Below are 16,638 nucleotides of genomic sequence, written 5' to 3'. Positions count from 1 at the left end.
CCCTACGCCTGGGCTCAGGTGGCAGCTGCCGCCCAGCTTCGCGCGCGTGAGGCGCGCACGAAGGCATCGGCGGCGATGCTGCGCTTACGACCCGCCACCGCACCTAGTACGACGTCACGCCTGACCTCGACATCGGCAAATGTGAAGGCGCACAAGCGCTCGTCATCCCGAGGCCGCGGAATGAAGGCACTTCCCAGCCCGGAGACCACCAACTGCTTCACCTGGGCCATACCGATCGCGCGGTGCCGTACGATCGGCACGAAGCCATGCGAGGCAGCGAGGGTCTTGAGCCGCGCGCATCCGTTGCCCTTGTGATCGATCCACGACTCCTCGCGCACCGAAAGCAGCGGCGGCATCCCGCCTCCGGCGAGCGGATGATCCGCACGCGTGACCATATGAGAGCTGTGGTCGAACAGCGGCCAGACATCGAGGCGATCAGGCGTGTCGTCTGGCAGTTCGACGACAACCAGGTCCAGCGCACCGTTCATGGCGGCTTCGATCAAATCGTCCGGCGGCCCGCTCGACAGTGACAGTTCGAAACCGGGCAAGCAGTCGGCAAGCTCCTCCAGGATGCGGTCGAGCGTGTCCGATTCGATCGCGGCATCTACGCCAAGCGCAAGCGGCGCCACGCCCGCCCTCTCGATGGCCTTGGCGAATTGTATCGCGGCTTGCGCCGCCTCGAACGTGCGGTCGAGATGAGGCAGCATCTGACGTCCGAGATCGGTGAGGTGGGTGTGGCTGCGCTCGCGGCGGAAGAGTTGTCCGCCAAATTCACTTTCGAGCTTCTGGATCGCGCGGGTCAGCGACGGTTGCGTCACGTCGCATTCTTCGGCCGCCCGCGTGAAGTTGAGCACCCGCGCCATTGCGAGGAAATACCTGATATGCTGCATCTCCATGAAGCAATACTAGCACTTGAGCCGGCAGGTGGCGACTCGAAGGTCATCGATCAGCGTACGGGCTATTGCCGCAAAGAAGAACGCCACCTTATCATGTAGTTGATTGCTTCAGGCCATTTAACCGCACACCGATTGATGCCGTACGAATATTGTACAGGGCTTGCCCACCGGCCCTGACGAAGGATCATGATCATGTCGGCGCCAGGGTGTTCCTGCAGCGGATCGAAGCGAGCAACAGCACGAGGGACGCGGCCAGCAGAACCGCATCCTTGAGGAGAAACTGTCCCGGTACGGCCGAAATGGCAGGAAACCGCCCGCGGTCGGCTCTGCGATACCGGGATTAGTGAAGAGAAAAGTCAGCGTGATCAGATCCTCGAAACGCAGCCAGCCGCTGATCCGCTTGAAGTAGCGATCGATGACGCGGGCGATCTCGCCGGAATAGAACGCGTCACGCCCGCCCGCTGCGATCGCGCGATAGGGGCGGGCGAGATCGGATTGCGAAGCATCTGCCCCATCGCCGGGCCTTTGCCGTTGGGCAGACCATAGGTCCTGTGGGCGTTAGCGGTTTCCTCGATGCCGTTACCCCGCTGGCGGAATGCCGCCATGCTGCGGCGAATGTAGTAGGCGATGATGTCCGGCACCCGCGCGTTTGCCTCGGCATGCGCGATCGCCGGCTCGAACAACTGCGCTCAGGGCAGCCGGTCATAGCGCTGGTGCATCGTCCACGAGGCATCCACCGCACCCTGCACCGATACCGACACCGCGATCAGCGGCGGCAGCGGGGCGTCGCCGCCGATGCCGGCTCGAGGAAACCCAGGCAGGCATTGATCGCGATCGCGGCGTCGACCGCCGATCCGCCTAGGCGCAGTATGTCGATCCCGGCCTGCGTCGCTAGCGGATGGGCGGTCCCGGCAGCGCCGTAGAGGCCATAGGCCGCGGTGCGCGAGGCGAAACTCGCGCCGACCGGGCGATCCCCTGCGGCTACGTCGGGACGCAGGAAGCGGTCCTCACCGGCGATCTAGCGCGGCGGGAGGGGCGCGTTCGCGGGCAGAGGCGCGCTACCCTGTCCGGGCTCCGGCGCCCCCTGCTTTCCTGGAGCCCCGGGTCCGGCCTGACTGCGCTGCGCCATGCTTATGCCGGGTAGCAAGGCGCCCCGTGCAAGGCGGAAATGAAAGTTCGACGACGCATAGAGGGCGCTCTCGGTGCCGATGCCCGATCGTCGCGGGCTCCGTGAGCGAGTACAAGGGGTTGATAGGGCCTGCGTTGCCGCAGCGCCCGATTACCCTAGGCAGCGTTCGTGATAGCGGAGCCGGTCGCCTATCCGTCGCGCGGAGCGCGGGCGATCACGGCTTGGGCCGAACGAAGGCGAGCCTTCCAGATCTTGACCGAGGGATGCCCGGCAGCCAGGCCAACCAGCCGCCCCTCGATCTGCACGACCTCTCGCTTGGCGGCATCGAGCTCGGCGGCTGTCGGTGCAGGCTGGATATTGGCGCGTGCGTGCGCGCCGGTACGTCCCTTGCTCTTGGTCATGGGCAACGCGATGGTCTCAGATGCGGGATGCCGTCAATACGGGATGCTGTCGAAGACCCCACGTTTCGCCACACGACCCGCCTTCAGACACTCAGGCGCCCTTTTTCGTCTCCCAGATTTCGACGTTTCCTCAGCTCTGCGATATGACCATTTCAACTTCCGTCTACCTGCTCGCGAACGTCGTCGAACTCATCTTATTCGACGAGATCCGTATCGATGCGTTCGCGCGCTCGTGCGAGTAATCGCACCAGTTGGCGTGGCAGGCCGCAACCGATGTCGTCACGCGATCATTGATCACGCGCTAATTTTGCCGCTTGGCCTTTACACCGGGCTGCCCCCCGACGCTCAATCGGAAGCTGCCGAGTGCGGCGCGCTTTATGATTACTTTGTCGTTCGCCCTCAGGTGTACCGTAACGAGTTCTCGGTTTCGCGTACCACCTGCGCACTCGACGCCATTACCGATACGCGTCCGGGGTCGGCGACGAACGGCCAGGCGGTCTGCCGTTCGGTCGTCGACGGTACCGATCCGAACTGCGTCCCGCTGAACAACTTCGGTTCGGCCGGCATCACCCCTGCGGCACTGAACTATGTCCAGACGCCGGGCTTCCAGTCGGGTGAGAACAAGGAAACGGTCCTCAACGGGTCCTTTACCTTCAAGGGAGCCGAATACGGCGTCCAGTCGCCGTTCGCGAGCGAAGGCATCGCACTGAACATCGGCGGTGAGTATCGCAAGGAATCGCTGAGCCTCGAAGTCGACAACGCATTCCTGAGCTGCGATCTCGCCGGCCAGGGCGGTGCGACGTTGCCCATCCGCGGCAGCTACAACGTCAAGGAAGCATTCGGCGAAATCCAGGTGCCGCTCGTCAGCGATCGTCCGTTCTTCAACGAACTGACCGTCAACGGCGGCTACCGTTACTCGAGCTACAGCACGGCTGGTTCGGCTCACTCGTACAAGGGCGAGATCGTCTGGGCACCGATCTCGGACATCCGCTTCCGTGGCGGCTACAACCGTGCGGTTCGCGCCCCGAACACGCAGGAATTGTTCGCGCAGCAGTCGGTCCAGCTGGACGGTGCGACGGATCCCTGCGCAGGCGCCGCAGTCAACGGCCTGGTCAATGGCAACACCGCGGCACAGTGCGCGCTCACCGGCGTTCCCGCGAACCGCTTCGGTCTGATCGCTGCCAATCCCTCGGAGCAGTATAACGGCCTGTTGGGTGGCAACCCGAACCTGCGTCCTGAAAAGGCCGACACGTTCACCGCCGGCGTGATCCTGCGTCCGTCGTTCCTGCCGGGCTTCAACCTGTCGGTCGACGGCTTCCGGATCAAGCTGAAGGACCGGATCGGCGTCATCGGCGCGGACACGATCATCGCGCAGTGCCTCCAGACCGCCGACCAGCAATTCTGCGGTTCGATCAACCGCGATGCCAGCGGCACGTTGTGGCAGGGCAATGCCGGCTTCATCGTCGACACCAACGTCAACGCGGGTACGCTGACGACGCAGGGCATCGAAACGTCGGCGGGTTATACCTATCGGTCGGACAGCATCGGCACGATCGGCCTTTCGTTCAACGGCACCTATGTCGACAAGTTCACATCGGACAAGGTCGGCGCGAAGTTCGATTGCGCAGGCCTGTACGGCGCGCAGTGTGGCTATCCAATGTCCAAGTGGCGTCATCAGGCTCGTCTGTCGCTGACCACGCCGAACGGTATCGGTCTGTCGGGTAACTGGCGCTACCTGTCGGCGACGAAGTTCGAGCGCACCAGCAGCGACAGCGATCTGGCCGGTCCGTTCTTCGTCAACGATGCCCGCGTGAAGGCGCAGAACTACTTCGATCTCGCCGCAACGGTACGGGTCGCGGACAAGTTCACCTACCGCATGGGCGTGAACAACATCCTCGACAAGACGCCGCCGATCCTGAGCGCAACGGCATCGCCGATCGGCTCGTTCGGCAACGGCAACACCTATCCGGGCATCTACGAGGCCATCGGCCGCTACCTGTTCGTCGGCCTGACCATCGACATGTAACCGATCCTTCTGGATCAAAATTCGGGGCGGCGGGTCATCGACCCACCCCCCTTTTTTGTGTTCAATGCTCTTCGGTTGCTTTCGACTTCCCACAAGCGGCCATAGATCGGCTTCGCGTCGGCTTCGCGTGAGCAGGACTGCTGCGGCCTCGTAAAGCAACCCGCGCAGATGGCTGTCGCCGCGCCTGGACGACCGCAGCTACCCGCCGACACCGCTAGCGCCCGCCCCTCCGGCTATCGAAACTATACGCCAGCGGCATTTCCCCCGCAAACGACGCCACGGTAGCTTCGGGGTAGAAGACAACGGAGTTCACGCCATGCTGCTCCACCCGATCGAAACGATGGAAGGCGAGGTGCTTCCATCCGGCGCGATGATTTTCACGCCGATGGAACTGACCGTCGTCGCGCTGGCGCAGGTCGAACCGGCGCTGCGTGCGGTTTGTGACGGCGTCCCGGCCCGCGCGCGCGGCCCCGGCGGTCATATCCTGACCGGGCCGATCGCGATCACCGGTGCGGAACCCGGCGACATGCTGGAAGTGCGCATTCGGAAAGTCGATCTGGCGATCCCCTATGCCTATAACGCGTTCCGGTACGGGGCGGGGTTCCTGACCGACGACTTTTCCTATGCGCGGATGAAGATCGTCCCGCTTGATGCCAAGCGCATGGTCGGCCTGTTCGCGCCCGGCGTCGAAGTGCCGCTGGCGCCGTTCTTCGGTAGCATGGGCGTCGCGCCGCCGGCCGCGTTCGGCCGCTACGACAGTGCACCGCCGACGATCAACGACGGCAACATGGACGACAACGCGCTCGTCGCCGGGACGACCTTGTTCTTGCCCGTCTATGCCCCCGACGCACTGTTCCAGGTCGGCGACGGCCATGCCGCGCAGGGCAATGGCGAGGTCGATATCACGGCGCTGGAGATTTCGCTGACCGGCACCTTTCGTGCTGCACAAGAAGGCGGCGATCCCCTATCCGCGCGCCGAGACGCCCATGGCCAATATCGCGATGGGCTTCGACGGCGATCTTAGTCATGCGACCCGCAAGGCGTTGCGCAACAGGATCGATTTCCTCTTCGCGGAGAAGGCATGACGCGCGACGATGCCTTTATGCTGATCAGCGTCGCAGGCGATGTCGAGATCTCCGAGCTCGTCGACCGCAACAAGTGCGTCCACGTCATCTTGCCCACGGCGGTGTTCACGAAGCGCTAAGCGTCGGGGCTTACGGCCGTTCTTCACCTCGCCGCGTATGTCGATATTATCTCAACGCGGCGGCGACGTCCGCAGCGAAGCGAGCGATGTCGAACCGCGCGCTGCCGGGATCCTCGCCGCGCCTGACTATCACGAGCTGCCGGGACGGGATCACCATGACATACTGTCCCCGGTTGCCTTGCGCGGCGTAGCTGCCCTCGGGCAAGCCCTGCTTAGGGCCGAACAGCCACATGGTCGCGCCATAGCCGGGGCCGCTCGCGGGCTGCGGTCCGCTAGGCGCCGTCATGGTGTGCATCCAGCCTGTCGGTAACAATCGTTTGCCCTGCCAGACGCCGTCCTGCGACCAGAACAATCCCAGCCTCGCCAGGTCGCGGGCGGTCGACCAGACCTGGCTGGAGAGGATGTAGTTGCCGTGCCAGTCCGTCTCGGCAACGGTGTGCGCCATGCCGAGCGGGCCGAACAGGCTGCCCGGCAACGCGCGGTACCGGGCCTCGCCGATCGCGGTTCGGGTGGCATAGACCGCGAGCAGGATATCAGTGTTGGCATAGCGGAAGCGCGTGCCGGGCAGCGCCTCCAACGGCCATGACACTGCCTGTTCGTCGACAGTGGTGCCGCCGAAATAGATGGCATCGGTGCGATTGCCGGCGGTGTCACTGTGCAGGCCGGACGCCATGCGCAGGAGATTATCGAGCGTGATGGCCTGACGCGGATCGCCGGTCGTCTTCCATCGCGGGACGGCGGCGGGGGCCTCCAATGCGGCTGCATTGTTGAGGCCGATGAGCGTGCCGGCAATCGACTTGCCGACCGACCAGGTCCGGTTGGATACGAACGGCCCGAAACCGCGGCCATATCGCTCGGCAAGAACCTGGCCGTCTTTCACGACGATCACGCCGACCGTCTTGGTGTCGACGCCATAGGTGGTCCCGAATGCCTTGCCGACCGCGCCGGTCAGTGAGGCCGATGGGCGCGGTGCGATGCCGGCGTCACCCTGCGGCCAGCGCCGAGGATCCGCCGGTGCAATCGACGGTGCCGCCGTCGTCTTGCGGCCAGCCGGCGCCGTGCCGCCGATCGGCAGGGTCACGCAACCATGCCCGCTGGTCCACGTCGCGCGCCTCGGAGGAAGCTTTGGATCGAATGCTACGGAAACGGACTGGAGGCTGCGGTCGACGTTCGCCGTGAGCGTCGGCACGATCTTCTCATAGTCGGGGTAGATGCCGGCCAGCTCATCGGCATCGATCTGTTCCGGCGTGCGCCCCGCATTGAAGATGCCGGAGCAATAGAGCGCCGCCTTGTACCCGGCCGCTACAGCGCGCTGATAGGTCCCTGCCGATGGCTGGGCAACGATCTGGGCATGGGCGGGCACCGACGCGAGAAGGGCAAGACCGGCCGCTTTGAGTATCTGCATGCCGACATCCTCCCATTACGCAACCGGCTCGGCAATTCGTTTTCCCGAACTTTCGAAATCTGGGAGCGTCCCGCGCAGGCGAACCAGGATCGAGCTCAAATCTTATTCGGGGGGACCGGCACGGCAGCGATGGTTCGCCGTACAGGTCCCCAGCAAGCGATCAGTTTTGCATGAACCGCGCAAAGGCATCGCGCCAATCGGCATGCCAGCGGGACAGGGCAGGGCGGTTTTCGATCAGGTCTCCCGCCGCCCATGCTATCCGCTTCGCATCCTGTTCGGAGGTCGTCTCGTTGTCCGGGCACAGGATGTAGAAATCGCCCGCTGCCACCCGGTCCATCATCAGCGCGACGACCTGTTCAGGGGGCCATGCACCGGGTGGTTTCTCCGCCAATCGACCAGCGGTCATCCCGGTCCAGGTGAAGCCGGGCACGAGCAAGTGGGCGCTGACCCGACGTCCGGTCCGTTCGCGCAAGCTGTGGGCGAGGCCTTCGGTCAGCGACTTCACCCCGGCCTTGCTGACGTTGTAGGCGGTGTTGCCGGGCGGCTGCGTGATACCCTGTTTGGAGCCGGTGTTGATGACGAGGGCAGGGGCCTCGCCTTCGACCATAGCCGGGACGAAGGCCTGGACGCCGTGGACCACGCCCATTAGGTTGACGCCGAGTACCTCGTCCCATTTGGCCGGGTCGGCGAACACGTCACCGCCCCCGCCGATGCCGGCGTTGTTCATCAGCACCGACACGGGACCGTGGCGGTCGACCACCTCGTGCGCCAGCGCAGTCATCGCGGCACGATCCGCGACGTCGGCGGACAGCGCAACCGCGCCGTCCATGCTGGCCGCGGCGTGCTCAAGCGCCTCGCCGGGGCGGTCGACGAGAACGACCCGCATGCCGGCGTCGGCGAAGGCGCGGGCAGCGGCCAGCCCGATGCCGCTAGCCGCACCCGTGACGACGGCCAGCCTGTTTGGCGATATCGCCGCGAAGGACGGCACGCTCACGCGTCGATGCTCGCCATCGAGGCGTCTGGATAGCGTGTCCCCTGCGCTGCGCCGGGGGGCAGGATCTCATCGATCCGGGCAAGATCGGCGGCGCTCAGGTCGACATCGAGCGCGCCTAGATTGTCCTCGAGATAGGTGCGCCGCTTGGTGCCCGGGATCGGCACGATATCCTCGCCCTGGCGCAACACCCATGCGAGCGCCAGCTGTGCCGGCGTGTAGCCCTTCTCCTCCGCCATCGTGCCGATCGCGGCGACCAGGTCGAGGTTCTTCTGGAACGCTTCGCCTTGGAAGCGGGGATGGTTGCGACGCGTGTCGCCAGCGTCGAGATCGTTGGGCGTCTTGAACTGCCCTGTGAGGAAGCCGCGTCCCAGCGGGCTGTACGGTACGAAGCCGATCCCCAATTCGCGCACCGTCGGCAGGATCTGGTCTTCGACGTCACGGCTCCACAGCGAATATTCGGTCTGCAGCGCGGTGATCGGGTGCACGGCATGAGCACGGCGGATGGTTGCGGGGGCAGCCTCGGACAGCCCCAGATACTTGACCTTTCCCGCACGCACCAGATCGGCCATCGCCCCGACGGTCTCCTCGATCGGCACGTCGGGGTCGACGCGGTGTTGGTAGTAGAGATCGATGACATCGAGCCCGGTCCGCTGCAAGCTCGCGTCGCAGGCCGATCGCACATAGTCGGGGCGACCGTTGACCCCCTTGAAGCTGCCATCCGCCCCGCGCACGTTGCCGAACTTGGTCGCGACGACGACCCACTCGCGCCGCTCGCGGACGACGCGGCCGACCAGTTGTTCGTTGGCCCCAACGCCGTACATGTCGGCGGTGTCGAGGAACGTCACGCCGAGATCGAGCGCGCGATTGATCGTCGCAACCGATTCCGCCTCGTCACGGCTACCGTAGAAGTCGGACATCCCCATGCAGCCGAGGCCGAGCGCGGAGACTTCGAGACCTTGTCGGCCAAGTTTGCGGGTTTTCATCGGATCGGTCCTCGATAGCTGGCGACAACATACGCGGTCGATCGGCTGCACGCCGCGGTATCCCGACCGGGAACTTGACCATACCGAGATCGGCGTGGCCGAGGAACAGGACGTCATTCCTCGGCCAGCCACTCATACTTGCCTCGCCCGAAGCGAACGCTCGCAGACGCGACCCCTCGGCCCGCGTCGTTCGCGCCGGGCCAGGCGCTCAGTTCGGCGTCCAGTCTTAAAAGGCGATCTTGAACTGGCCGCCAATGATGCGTGGTTCGTTGATCATGCCCGTCAGGTTGTTGAAGTCGATCGCGCTGATGCTGCGATACTGGTTGGTGATGTTGCGGACGAACGCGCCGACCTCATACCCCTGCGGCGACTTGTAGCCGACCTTGAGGCCGCCTTCGAGCGACGACTTGCCGGTGAACTCGACCGCTTCGTACAGGAAGAAGTTGATGCGGCTGCGATAGACCCAGTCGGTATAGGCATAGACTTCGCCGCCGTTCGCGAGCGGGATGCCGTAGCGTGCGGTCCAATTGGCGATCCAGCGTGGCGCCTGGGGAAGGTCGTTGCCGTCGATCACCGCGAACCCGTTGACGATCGGATCGAGCACGGTGCAGGTCGCGCATACCCCTACGCCAATGTTGCGGTCGCGGATCTCGGTGAAGTTGTAGCTGCCGCTCGCGGTCAACGTCAGCTCGGGAAGCGGACGCGCCTCGAACTCGCCCTCGACGCCGTAGCCGATCGCCTTGTTTGCGCTTATCAGGCGTGCCGAATTGCTGCTGCCGCCGACCGCGGTGATCTGCAGGTCCTTGGTGCTGTACCAATAGGCGTCGAGCGAGAAGTTCACTTTCCGATTGAGCAGTGTGCCCTTAAAGCCGCTCTCGCCCGAGAACGTCGTCTGCTTGGGTGCGGTGCTCTGGACGCTGCCGAAGGTCACGCGGTCCTGGATGGCTGGTCCCTGATAGCCGGTCGCTAGCCGCGTATAGACGTTGATCGCGGGCGTCAGTTCATAGGTCGCGCTCGCGTCCCAGGTCACGTTCGAGCCACGAACGATCGCGCGCGCCGGCAGCGTGTCGCTGATCCCGGTGCCGGGGATCGGTGCGGTGACGAGGTCGTTGCGGTAGTCGTGCGAATAGCGGACGCCGGCGCGCAACGTCAGCAGTTCGGTCGGCTTGGCCTCGATCGACGCGAACGCGCCGTAATTCTCGTTGCGGTTGTCGTGGAAGATATCCTGGTCGAGGTCGGTCGCGCGCGATCCGGTACCTCCGAACGCATAGTCGTACTGGTGATAGCGCAGCGTCTGGTGGAAGTAATACAGCCCGCCCTGCAGGCGAATGCCGTTCAGGTCCTCGCTCGCGTAGCGCAGTTCCTGGCTGAACTCCTTGGGCTTGGTCAGGCCACCGGTGTTCGACGGGAACAGGCCGACGCCGATCGCGCCGATCGTGCCGCCGAGGAACGTGTAGTTGTTGCCGCCGTCGACATCGCCGGTGCTCTCCACCTTGGCCTGCTCGTAGCCCGTGACCGAGTAGAAGGTGCCGATGCCGTCGAGATGATAGTCGAGCCGCAGGTTGGTCCCCCACTGCGTCAGGCTCTGGCTGGTATAGCCGTCGAGTGCGACATGCTTCGGGTCGAACCCGGTGTTGAAGTCGTTGGTGCCCGGCTTGAACAAACCGGCGCGGAAGATGCGCGGCGAGCCTGCAAGGTCACGGACGTGGACGTTCAGCAACGCGTTGAAATCGCTGCTGGTATAGCCGAGCTGGAAGCGACCGGCGACGTCACGATAGCCTTCGAGCTTGCGGTCGGCGTTGCCCGTCGCGGAATCGTTGGTCACCCAATCGTCACGCGACTGGATCAAGCCCGATGCGCGGAACGCGAAGCCGTTGCCGATCGGCAGGTTGAGCGCGGCCTCGCCGTTGATCGTGTTGTAGGTCGCCCAGGATCCGGTAGCATAACCCGAGACCTTGTCCGGGTTCGGCTTGGCGGAGTCGATCTTCACGACGCCCGCGGGCGTGTTGCGGCCGAACAACGTCCCCTGGGGCCCGCGCAGCACTTCGACGCTTTGCAGATCGAAGACCGGGAACGACTTCAGCATCGGGTTCTCGAGCGCGACGTCGTCATAAACCACGGACACCGGCTGTGCGGCGTTTGGATCGAAATCGGTGTTGCCGAGACCGCGGATATAGAAACGCGGGAAGGTGCGGCCGAACGACGATTCGACCTGGAGGCTTGGCGTACGACCGGCGAGGAAGCGGATGTCGAGGCCGCTCGAATTGAGCACGTCGAGCTTTTCGCCACTGATCGCGGTAACCGCGAGCGGCACGTCCTTCGATGATTCCCGACGGCGGGTCGCGGTGACGACGATGTCGCCGACGCCCTGTTCGTCAGCCGGACCGGCGACGGCTTGCCCGGTTGGCGCCTGGTCCTGCGCGACGGCGGGTGTGGCAAAGACGAGTAACGGCGCGCTGGCAGCCAGCAGCTGGGCGATGGCAGACGTACGAACGGGCAAGCGAATCATGGATGGTCCCCCCTTGGGCTTCGAACATCCTCCCGCGTCGATCCGTGTGACCCGGATCCGTCACCGACCGGTAACATCACTGCAACGCGCGGCAATAGACACGATCAGGCGCGATGCATTTTTGCCGGGCACCGCGACATCTTTGCCCCAGTCGGCGCCGCCGCCACGGTGACGTTCAGCGCTTGAGAGATCGCGGGTAGGGCGCGCGCATCGCGATCGCACTGTCTGACGAAGGACGACGGTCTGCGCGCGTAATGAGGGTGCGATTGACCGCAAGAGTATGCCCAGGCCGCGCCTGCTCAATCTTACGAGGGGGCGGCGCCAAATCGCCAGCTTCTCACTGCGTCGGCTATTTGGAATAGGTTTGGATTACGACACTGGGCGACCATCGTACGTGTTGCGTGAGCCCGCGAATTTCGCGGATCACCACGATTGTGTCACCCCGCTGAAACGTACTTGGCATAGCGACTGCCGGTGAACCCGTGGTCCCCATCGTCCCCGTCGTCGACAAATTTGCTTCCGGCCAGGCTATCGGCGGTCATGCCGGGCGTCGCTGCGTTCTGCGTGTATTTCGCAATGTACGGGTTTCGCAAGCCGATCGCCGCGGCGGGGTTCGACGGCGTGCCGGCGGTGTTTGCCGGGATCGACTACAAGACGACGCTGATCCTGTCGCAGGCGGTCGGGTATGCGGTGTCGAAGATGATCGGGGTGCATGTCGTCTCGGTCCATCGGCCCGAGCATCGCACCCGCCTGATCCTGTCGTTGATCGGTGCGGCGTGGGTGGCGCTGTTGCTGCTCGCGCTGTTACCCGCCCGGTTCGGCCCGCTGGCGATGCTGTTGAACGGTTTGCCGCTCGGGATGATCTGGGGGCTGGTGTTCAGTTATCTGGAGGGACGGCGCAATTCGGAGGTGCTCGCGTCGATCCTGACCGCGAGCTTCATCCTGTCGTCGGGCGTGACGCGATCGGTCGGCAGCCTGTTGCTCGAGCACGGCGTCAGCGCGTTCTGGATGCCGGCGCTCACCGGGCTGATCTTCACGCCGCTGCTGCTCGCGGGCATGGCGGCGCTTGCGCGGTCCCCGCCGCCGGACGTCGCGGACTGCGAGGCGAGAGGCGTGCGCGGTCCGATGGATGCCGCAGCGCGGCGTGCCTATCTGCGGCGCCATTGGGTCCCGATGACGGCGCTGGTCGCGGGCTACACGATGCTCGCGGCACTGCGTGACTTGCGCGACAATTTCGCACCCGAACTATGGATCGCGCTCGACCATCCGGCAACGCCCGCGCTCTATGTCGCGACCGAGGTGCCGGTCACGGTGATCGTATTGCTTGGCCTGGCCATGCTGGGGCTGGTGCGCGACAACCGGTATGCGGTGGTCACGATCCACGTCGTCATCATGGCGGGTGCCGCGATCCTGGCCGGCTCGATGCTGGCGTTGCGCGCAGGGGCGATCGGCCCGGTGACCGGCATGATCCTGACCGGCATCGGTATCTACCTCGCTTATGCCCCGTTCAGCGCGATCCTGTTCGACCGTATCATGGCCGCCAGCCCGTCGCCCGGCACCGCCGGCTTCCTGATCTATCTAGCGGATGCGTTCGGCTATTCGGGCAGCATCGGGCTATTGCTCATGCGCAGTGCGACTACGCCAGGGCGCGACTGGCTTGGGTTGTTCCTCGATGCGGGGGTGCTGACCGGCACGGCGTTGCTAGTGCTGACCTTCGTCTCGGCGTTGTGGTTTGTCCGCCACCCCCCGACGCGGTGAGCACGCTCAGGCGGTGTGGAGCCGGACGTCGGCGTGCCTCGCTGCCTCCGCGATCGCTGGTGGCACGGGCAAGTCGGTGACCAGATCGTGCACCTGCGCGAAGTCGGCGACGTGGACGGTGCCGGCGCGGTCGAACTTCTCAACGTCGGCGACGACGATAACGCGGCGCGCGCCGTCGAGCAGTGCGCGCTTGTAGGCCGCTTCGTCGGGTTCGAAATCCATGAAGCCGCGCTTCGCTTCGATCGCACCCATCGACAGGATCGTCGCATCGGGCGAGAAACAGCGCGAGTAGCGGATCGCCTCGGCATCGAACGTCGCGCGGTAGTCCACGTTGACCGCGCCACCGGCCAGGAAGACGCGGATTCCGTCGCGGCCGAGCATGTCGCTCGCAACCTCCAGGTTGTTCGTGACGATCGTCAGCCGTCGCCGATCGGCGAGCGCTCGCGCGACCCAGCACGAGGTGGTGCCCGAATCGATCAGCACGGTCATCCCGTCCTCGATCAACGACGCGGCACGGCGCGCGATCGCCTGCTTCGCATCCGCCTGCGCCTGCATCCGCAACCGGTATGGCGCTTCGAGCCGATTGTCGGGAAGCTTGACCCCGCCATGCACCTTATACGCGCGACCGCTCGCCTCGAGTTGCCGCACGTCGCGCCGGATGGTCTCGTCCGACACCGCGAAGTGATCGGCGAGCATCGTGATCGAACACGACCCTCGCGCCTCGAGCAACGCGACAAGACTGGCGATACGATCCGACTGCGTCACACGACTTCTCCCGTTCGGCCTGTTTCTCCGCATCTCCCGTTGGGCACAAGCCACAAAATACCAACAATATCCACACGATGTCACAGCCATGTCACATGGCGCTTGCAAGGGCTGCGTCACAGGATGCCCGGCAATGCTCGGACCGTGGCAAGGGGAAGACGACATGACCAAGTGGATGATGGGGGCTGCGATCCTGGCGATCGCGGCGACGACGAATGCGCGCGCGCAGACGACCGTAACGCCGTCCGCGACGCCAGCTGGCGATGCGGAACAGCCGCGCAGCGACGAGATCGTCGTGACCGGACAGTCGACCGCATTCGCCAACACGCGCGTGACCGCGGCGATGATCGACCGCCAGTCCGCGCTCGCCAGTGTCAACGACGTCATCAACGAACTGCCCGGCGTGTTCGTCGCAGAGGGTGACGCGTTCGGCTCGTCCGACTGGGCGACCTCGATCAGCATCCGCGGCTTCAACAGCGGCGGCGGCGGTGGCCAGCAGATCGGCTCGACGATCGACGGCATGCCGAACGGCGGCTCGGGCTATGGCGGCGGATCGCGCGCCAACCGGTATATCGACGTGCTCGACCTCAAGACCGTCAACGTGTCGCAAGGGACCGCCGACATCTCGTCGCGTTCGAACGAAGCGCTCGGTGCGACGCTGGATTACGTGACCTCCGATCCGACCACGGACAGCCGGTTGCGCTTTACTGCCGCCGGGGGTGATTTCGGTGCGCGCAAATTCTACGTGCGCGGCGATACCGGCACCATCGCGCCGAACACGACTGCCTATGTCAGCGCGTCGACCTCACGCGTGCGCGACTGGATCGGCGGATCAGGCAAGACCAGCCGCGACCATATCGACGCCAAGGTGTTGAGCCCTGTCGGTACGGTCGACCTGACAGGGTTCGTTTCGTACGACGATGCGGATGAATCCGAGTTCGGATCGGTATCGCCCGCGCAGTTCGCGAACGATCCGAACCACGACGCGTATACCGACAGCTGGACCGGGCTGCCGTACGTCGACCAGGCCTATCGCCCGACGTCGCGCGCGCTGCGGAAGAACCTGTTCGGGTATCTGAAGGCCCGTACAGAACTCGGCGAAGTGAAGCTGCAGGCGGCGGGCTATTATCACCGGATGCGCGGCCGCGGCGATTTCGCGCCGCCGTATCTGGTCGATGCGCGCAACGATGGCGTCGGCAATCCGGAGAGCGAATTTGTCGGTGGTCCGACCGTGCGGGGAAGCGATGCGCTCGGCAAAATCTACTTCGTCACGCCGACCGGCGCGGCCGCGACGATGACCGCCGGGTGCGTCGGCACCAGCGGCGTGCCCGCCGAATACTCGCCGACCTGTTATGCGTCCAACGCGACCCCGGTCATGTCGTACCGCCACACCCACTACAAGAACGACCGCATGGGCTTCACCAGCGACGTCGACTGGCAGCATGACTTCGGCGTGGTCCAGAACCAGTTCCGCGCGGGTTTCTGGTTCGAGCACAGCCGTGCCAACCAGCTTCGCGACTGGCACAAGATCACCAACGCGCGGGTCGGGCCGGCCTTTGACGGCACGCCGTACTACGTGCAGTTCAGCACCGACTACGGGCTCGACGAAGTGATGTATTATGCCGAAGACGCGGTGACCTATGGCCCGGTCACCGCAAGGCTCGGCGTCAAGCAGTTCTTCCTCGACCAGAGCCGCACCGAGCTGCTCGGCAATCTGAGCGCGACGTCGATCCAGTCGCATTCCGATCCGCTGATCAACGCCGGCCTGACCTATGCGACGCCGTTGCAGGGCATGGAGCTGTTCGCCGGTTATTCGCAGAACTTCGCAGCGATCGGCAACGGCCCCCTCGGACAGCCGCCCGAGACGATCCGCAACCTGCGACCGGAAACCGCGAACAACATCGAGATCGGCACACGCTACAACACCGGGCGGATCCAGGCGTCGCTGACCGGCTACGACATCAAGTTCAAGAACCAGATCGTCTCGATCTCGTCGAACCTCGTCACCGGGATCGATTATCTCGAGCAGCAGGACAGCGTTTATCTCAACGTCGGCGGGGTGAAGAGCCGCGGAATCGAAGCGGCGCTGGCCTACCGAGTGCTGCCACCGCTGACGCTGTCGGGCAGCTTCACCTACAACCACGCGACCTATATCGGCACTGGCAACGCCGCGCAGGATGCCGATGTCGGCGTGACGCCCGGCCAGCAGGTGATCAATTCGCCGCGCACGATGTGGGTGGTCTCGGCGGACTATAAAAAGTCGATCTTCAAGGCTGGCATCGCCACCAAGTTCGTTGGCGACCGCAACATCGACACGCGTGGCGTCGCCAAGGCCGGCAGCTTCACGCTGGTGAGCGGCTATGTCGGCGCCGACCTGGAGGCGGTGAGCGAGCAGCTGAAGGGCGTGTCGTTCACGGTGCAGGCGACCAACCTGACCGACGAACGCTATCTGTCGAGTGCCGATGGCGGCTCGGCGTTCCTGGGCACGCCGCGGACCGTGACCGCGTCGCTGTCGCTCGACTTCTGATCTGAAACGGGCATGGTCCGCCGACGTTTGCGGATCATGCT

At 64.7% G+C, this 16,638-nt stretch carries 12 protein-coding genes and 2 pseudogenes; 5 read left to right on the top strand and 9 right to left on the bottom strand.

Annotated elements, in window-relative coordinates; all coding sequences use genetic code 11:
- Positions 1-14 precede the first annotated feature (14 nt).
- The 4 genes and pseudogenes from C8J45_RS16680 to C8J45_RS16665 all read right to left on the bottom strand — a co-directional run bounded on the left by C8J45_RS16680 (position 15) and on the right by C8J45_RS16665 (position 2,426).
- A complete protein-coding gene (locus tag C8J45_RS16680; RefSeq protein ID WP_107964245.1) occupies positions 15-896 on the bottom strand; it encodes a LysR family transcriptional regulator in 882 nt (293 codons plus the stop codon).
- Positions 897-1,086: 190 nt separating this feature from the next.
- Positions 1,087-1,262 (bottom strand): annotated as a pseudogene (locus C8J45_RS19670) (DUF417 family protein); the annotation flags it as partial.
- Between the two features lie 51 nt (positions 1,263-1,313).
- Positions 1,314-1,385: pseudogene (locus tag C8J45_RS19665) on the bottom strand (hypothetical protein); the annotation flags it as partial.
- A gap of 828 nt (positions 1,386-2,213) precedes the next feature.
- On the bottom strand, positions 2,214-2,426 hold the full coding sequence (locus C8J45_RS16665; RefSeq protein ID WP_107964244.1) for a hypothetical protein: 213 nt from the start codon (positions 2,424-2,426) through the stop codon (positions 2,214-2,216).
- A gap of 403 nt (positions 2,427-2,829) precedes the next feature.
- On the opposite strand from C8J45_RS16665, the gene C8J45_RS16660 reads away from it, so the two are divergent.
- The 3 genes from C8J45_RS16660 (at position 2,830) to C8J45_RS19655 (ending at position 5,656) form a co-directional block, all read left to right on the top strand.
- On the top strand, positions 2,830-4,452 hold the full coding sequence (locus C8J45_RS16660; RefSeq protein ID WP_258191508.1) for a TonB-dependent receptor domain-containing protein: 1,623 nt from the start codon (positions 2,830-2,832) through the stop codon (positions 4,450-4,452).
- A 316-nt stretch (positions 4,453-4,768) separates the two neighbouring features.
- Positions 4,769-5,476 (top strand): acetamidase/formamidase family protein, encoded by a 708-nt coding sequence (locus C8J45_RS16655; RefSeq protein WP_258191507.1) that lies wholly within the window; start codon positions 4,769-4,771, stop codon positions 5,474-5,476.
- A 57-nt stretch (positions 5,477-5,533) separates the two neighbouring features.
- Entirely contained in the window at positions 5,534-5,656 is a 123-nt protein-coding gene (locus tag C8J45_RS19655; protein WP_258191506.1) for a hypothetical protein, read from the top strand.
- Between the two features lie 46 nt (positions 5,657-5,702).
- Here C8J45_RS19655 and C8J45_RS16650 read toward each other — a convergent pair whose 3' ends face one another.
- From C8J45_RS16650 to C8J45_RS16635, 4 genes are all read right to left on the bottom strand, one after another.
- Entirely contained in the window at positions 5,703-7,061 is a 1,359-nt protein-coding gene (locus tag C8J45_RS16650) for a serine hydrolase (RefSeq protein ID WP_107964242.1), read from the bottom strand.
- A gap of 160 nt (positions 7,062-7,221) precedes the next feature.
- Positions 7,222-8,055 (bottom strand): SDR family NAD(P)-dependent oxidoreductase, encoded by an 834-nt coding sequence (locus C8J45_RS16645; RefSeq protein WP_107964241.1) that lies wholly within the window; start codon positions 8,053-8,055, stop codon positions 7,222-7,224.
- On the bottom strand, positions 8,052-9,038 hold the full coding sequence (locus tag C8J45_RS16640; protein WP_107964240.1) for an aldo/keto reductase: 987 nt from the start codon (positions 9,036-9,038) through the stop codon (positions 8,052-8,054). The genes C8J45_RS16645 and C8J45_RS16640 overlap by 4 nt, the downstream gene beginning before the upstream one ends.
- 226 nt (positions 9,039-9,264) lie before the next feature.
- Complete coding sequence (locus C8J45_RS16635) at positions 9,265-11,547, bottom strand: TonB-dependent receptor (protein WP_258191505.1); 2,283 nt, start codon at positions 11,545-11,547, stop codon at positions 9,265-9,267.
- Positions 11,548-12,087: 540 nt separating this feature from the next.
- On the opposite strand from C8J45_RS16635, the gene C8J45_RS16630 reads away from it, so the two are divergent.
- Positions 12,088-13,305 (top strand): DUF5690 family protein, encoded by a 1,218-nt coding sequence (locus C8J45_RS16630; protein ID WP_107964239.1) that lies wholly within the window; start codon positions 12,088-12,090, stop codon positions 13,303-13,305.
- A 6-nt stretch (positions 13,306-13,311) separates the two neighbouring features.
- On the opposite strand, the gene C8J45_RS16625 is transcribed toward C8J45_RS16630, so the two are convergent.
- Positions 13,312-14,070 carry a DeoR/GlpR family DNA-binding transcription regulator gene (locus C8J45_RS16625; protein WP_258191504.1) on the bottom strand — a complete coding sequence of 253 codons (759 nt, stop codon included), beginning with the start codon at positions 14,068-14,070 and terminating at the stop codon, positions 13,312-13,314.
- A 163-nt stretch (positions 14,071-14,233) separates the two neighbouring features.
- On the opposite strand from C8J45_RS16625, the gene C8J45_RS16620 reads away from it, so the two are divergent.
- Positions 14,234-16,597 carry a TonB-dependent receptor domain-containing protein gene (locus C8J45_RS16620; protein WP_107964279.1) on the top strand — a complete coding sequence of 788 codons (2,364 nt, stop codon included), beginning with the start codon at positions 14,234-14,236 and terminating at the stop codon, positions 16,595-16,597.
- The last annotated feature ends 41 nt before the right edge of the window (positions 16,598-16,638 follow it).

This window comes from Sphingomonas sp. PP-CE-3G-477, assembly GCF_003050745.1.
GTDB lineage: Bacteria > Pseudomonadota > Alphaproteobacteria > Sphingomonadales > Sphingomonadaceae > Sphingomonas.
Note: the sequence above shows the minus strand (reverse complement) of the source record. Positions and strands in the feature narration are given on the sequence as shown.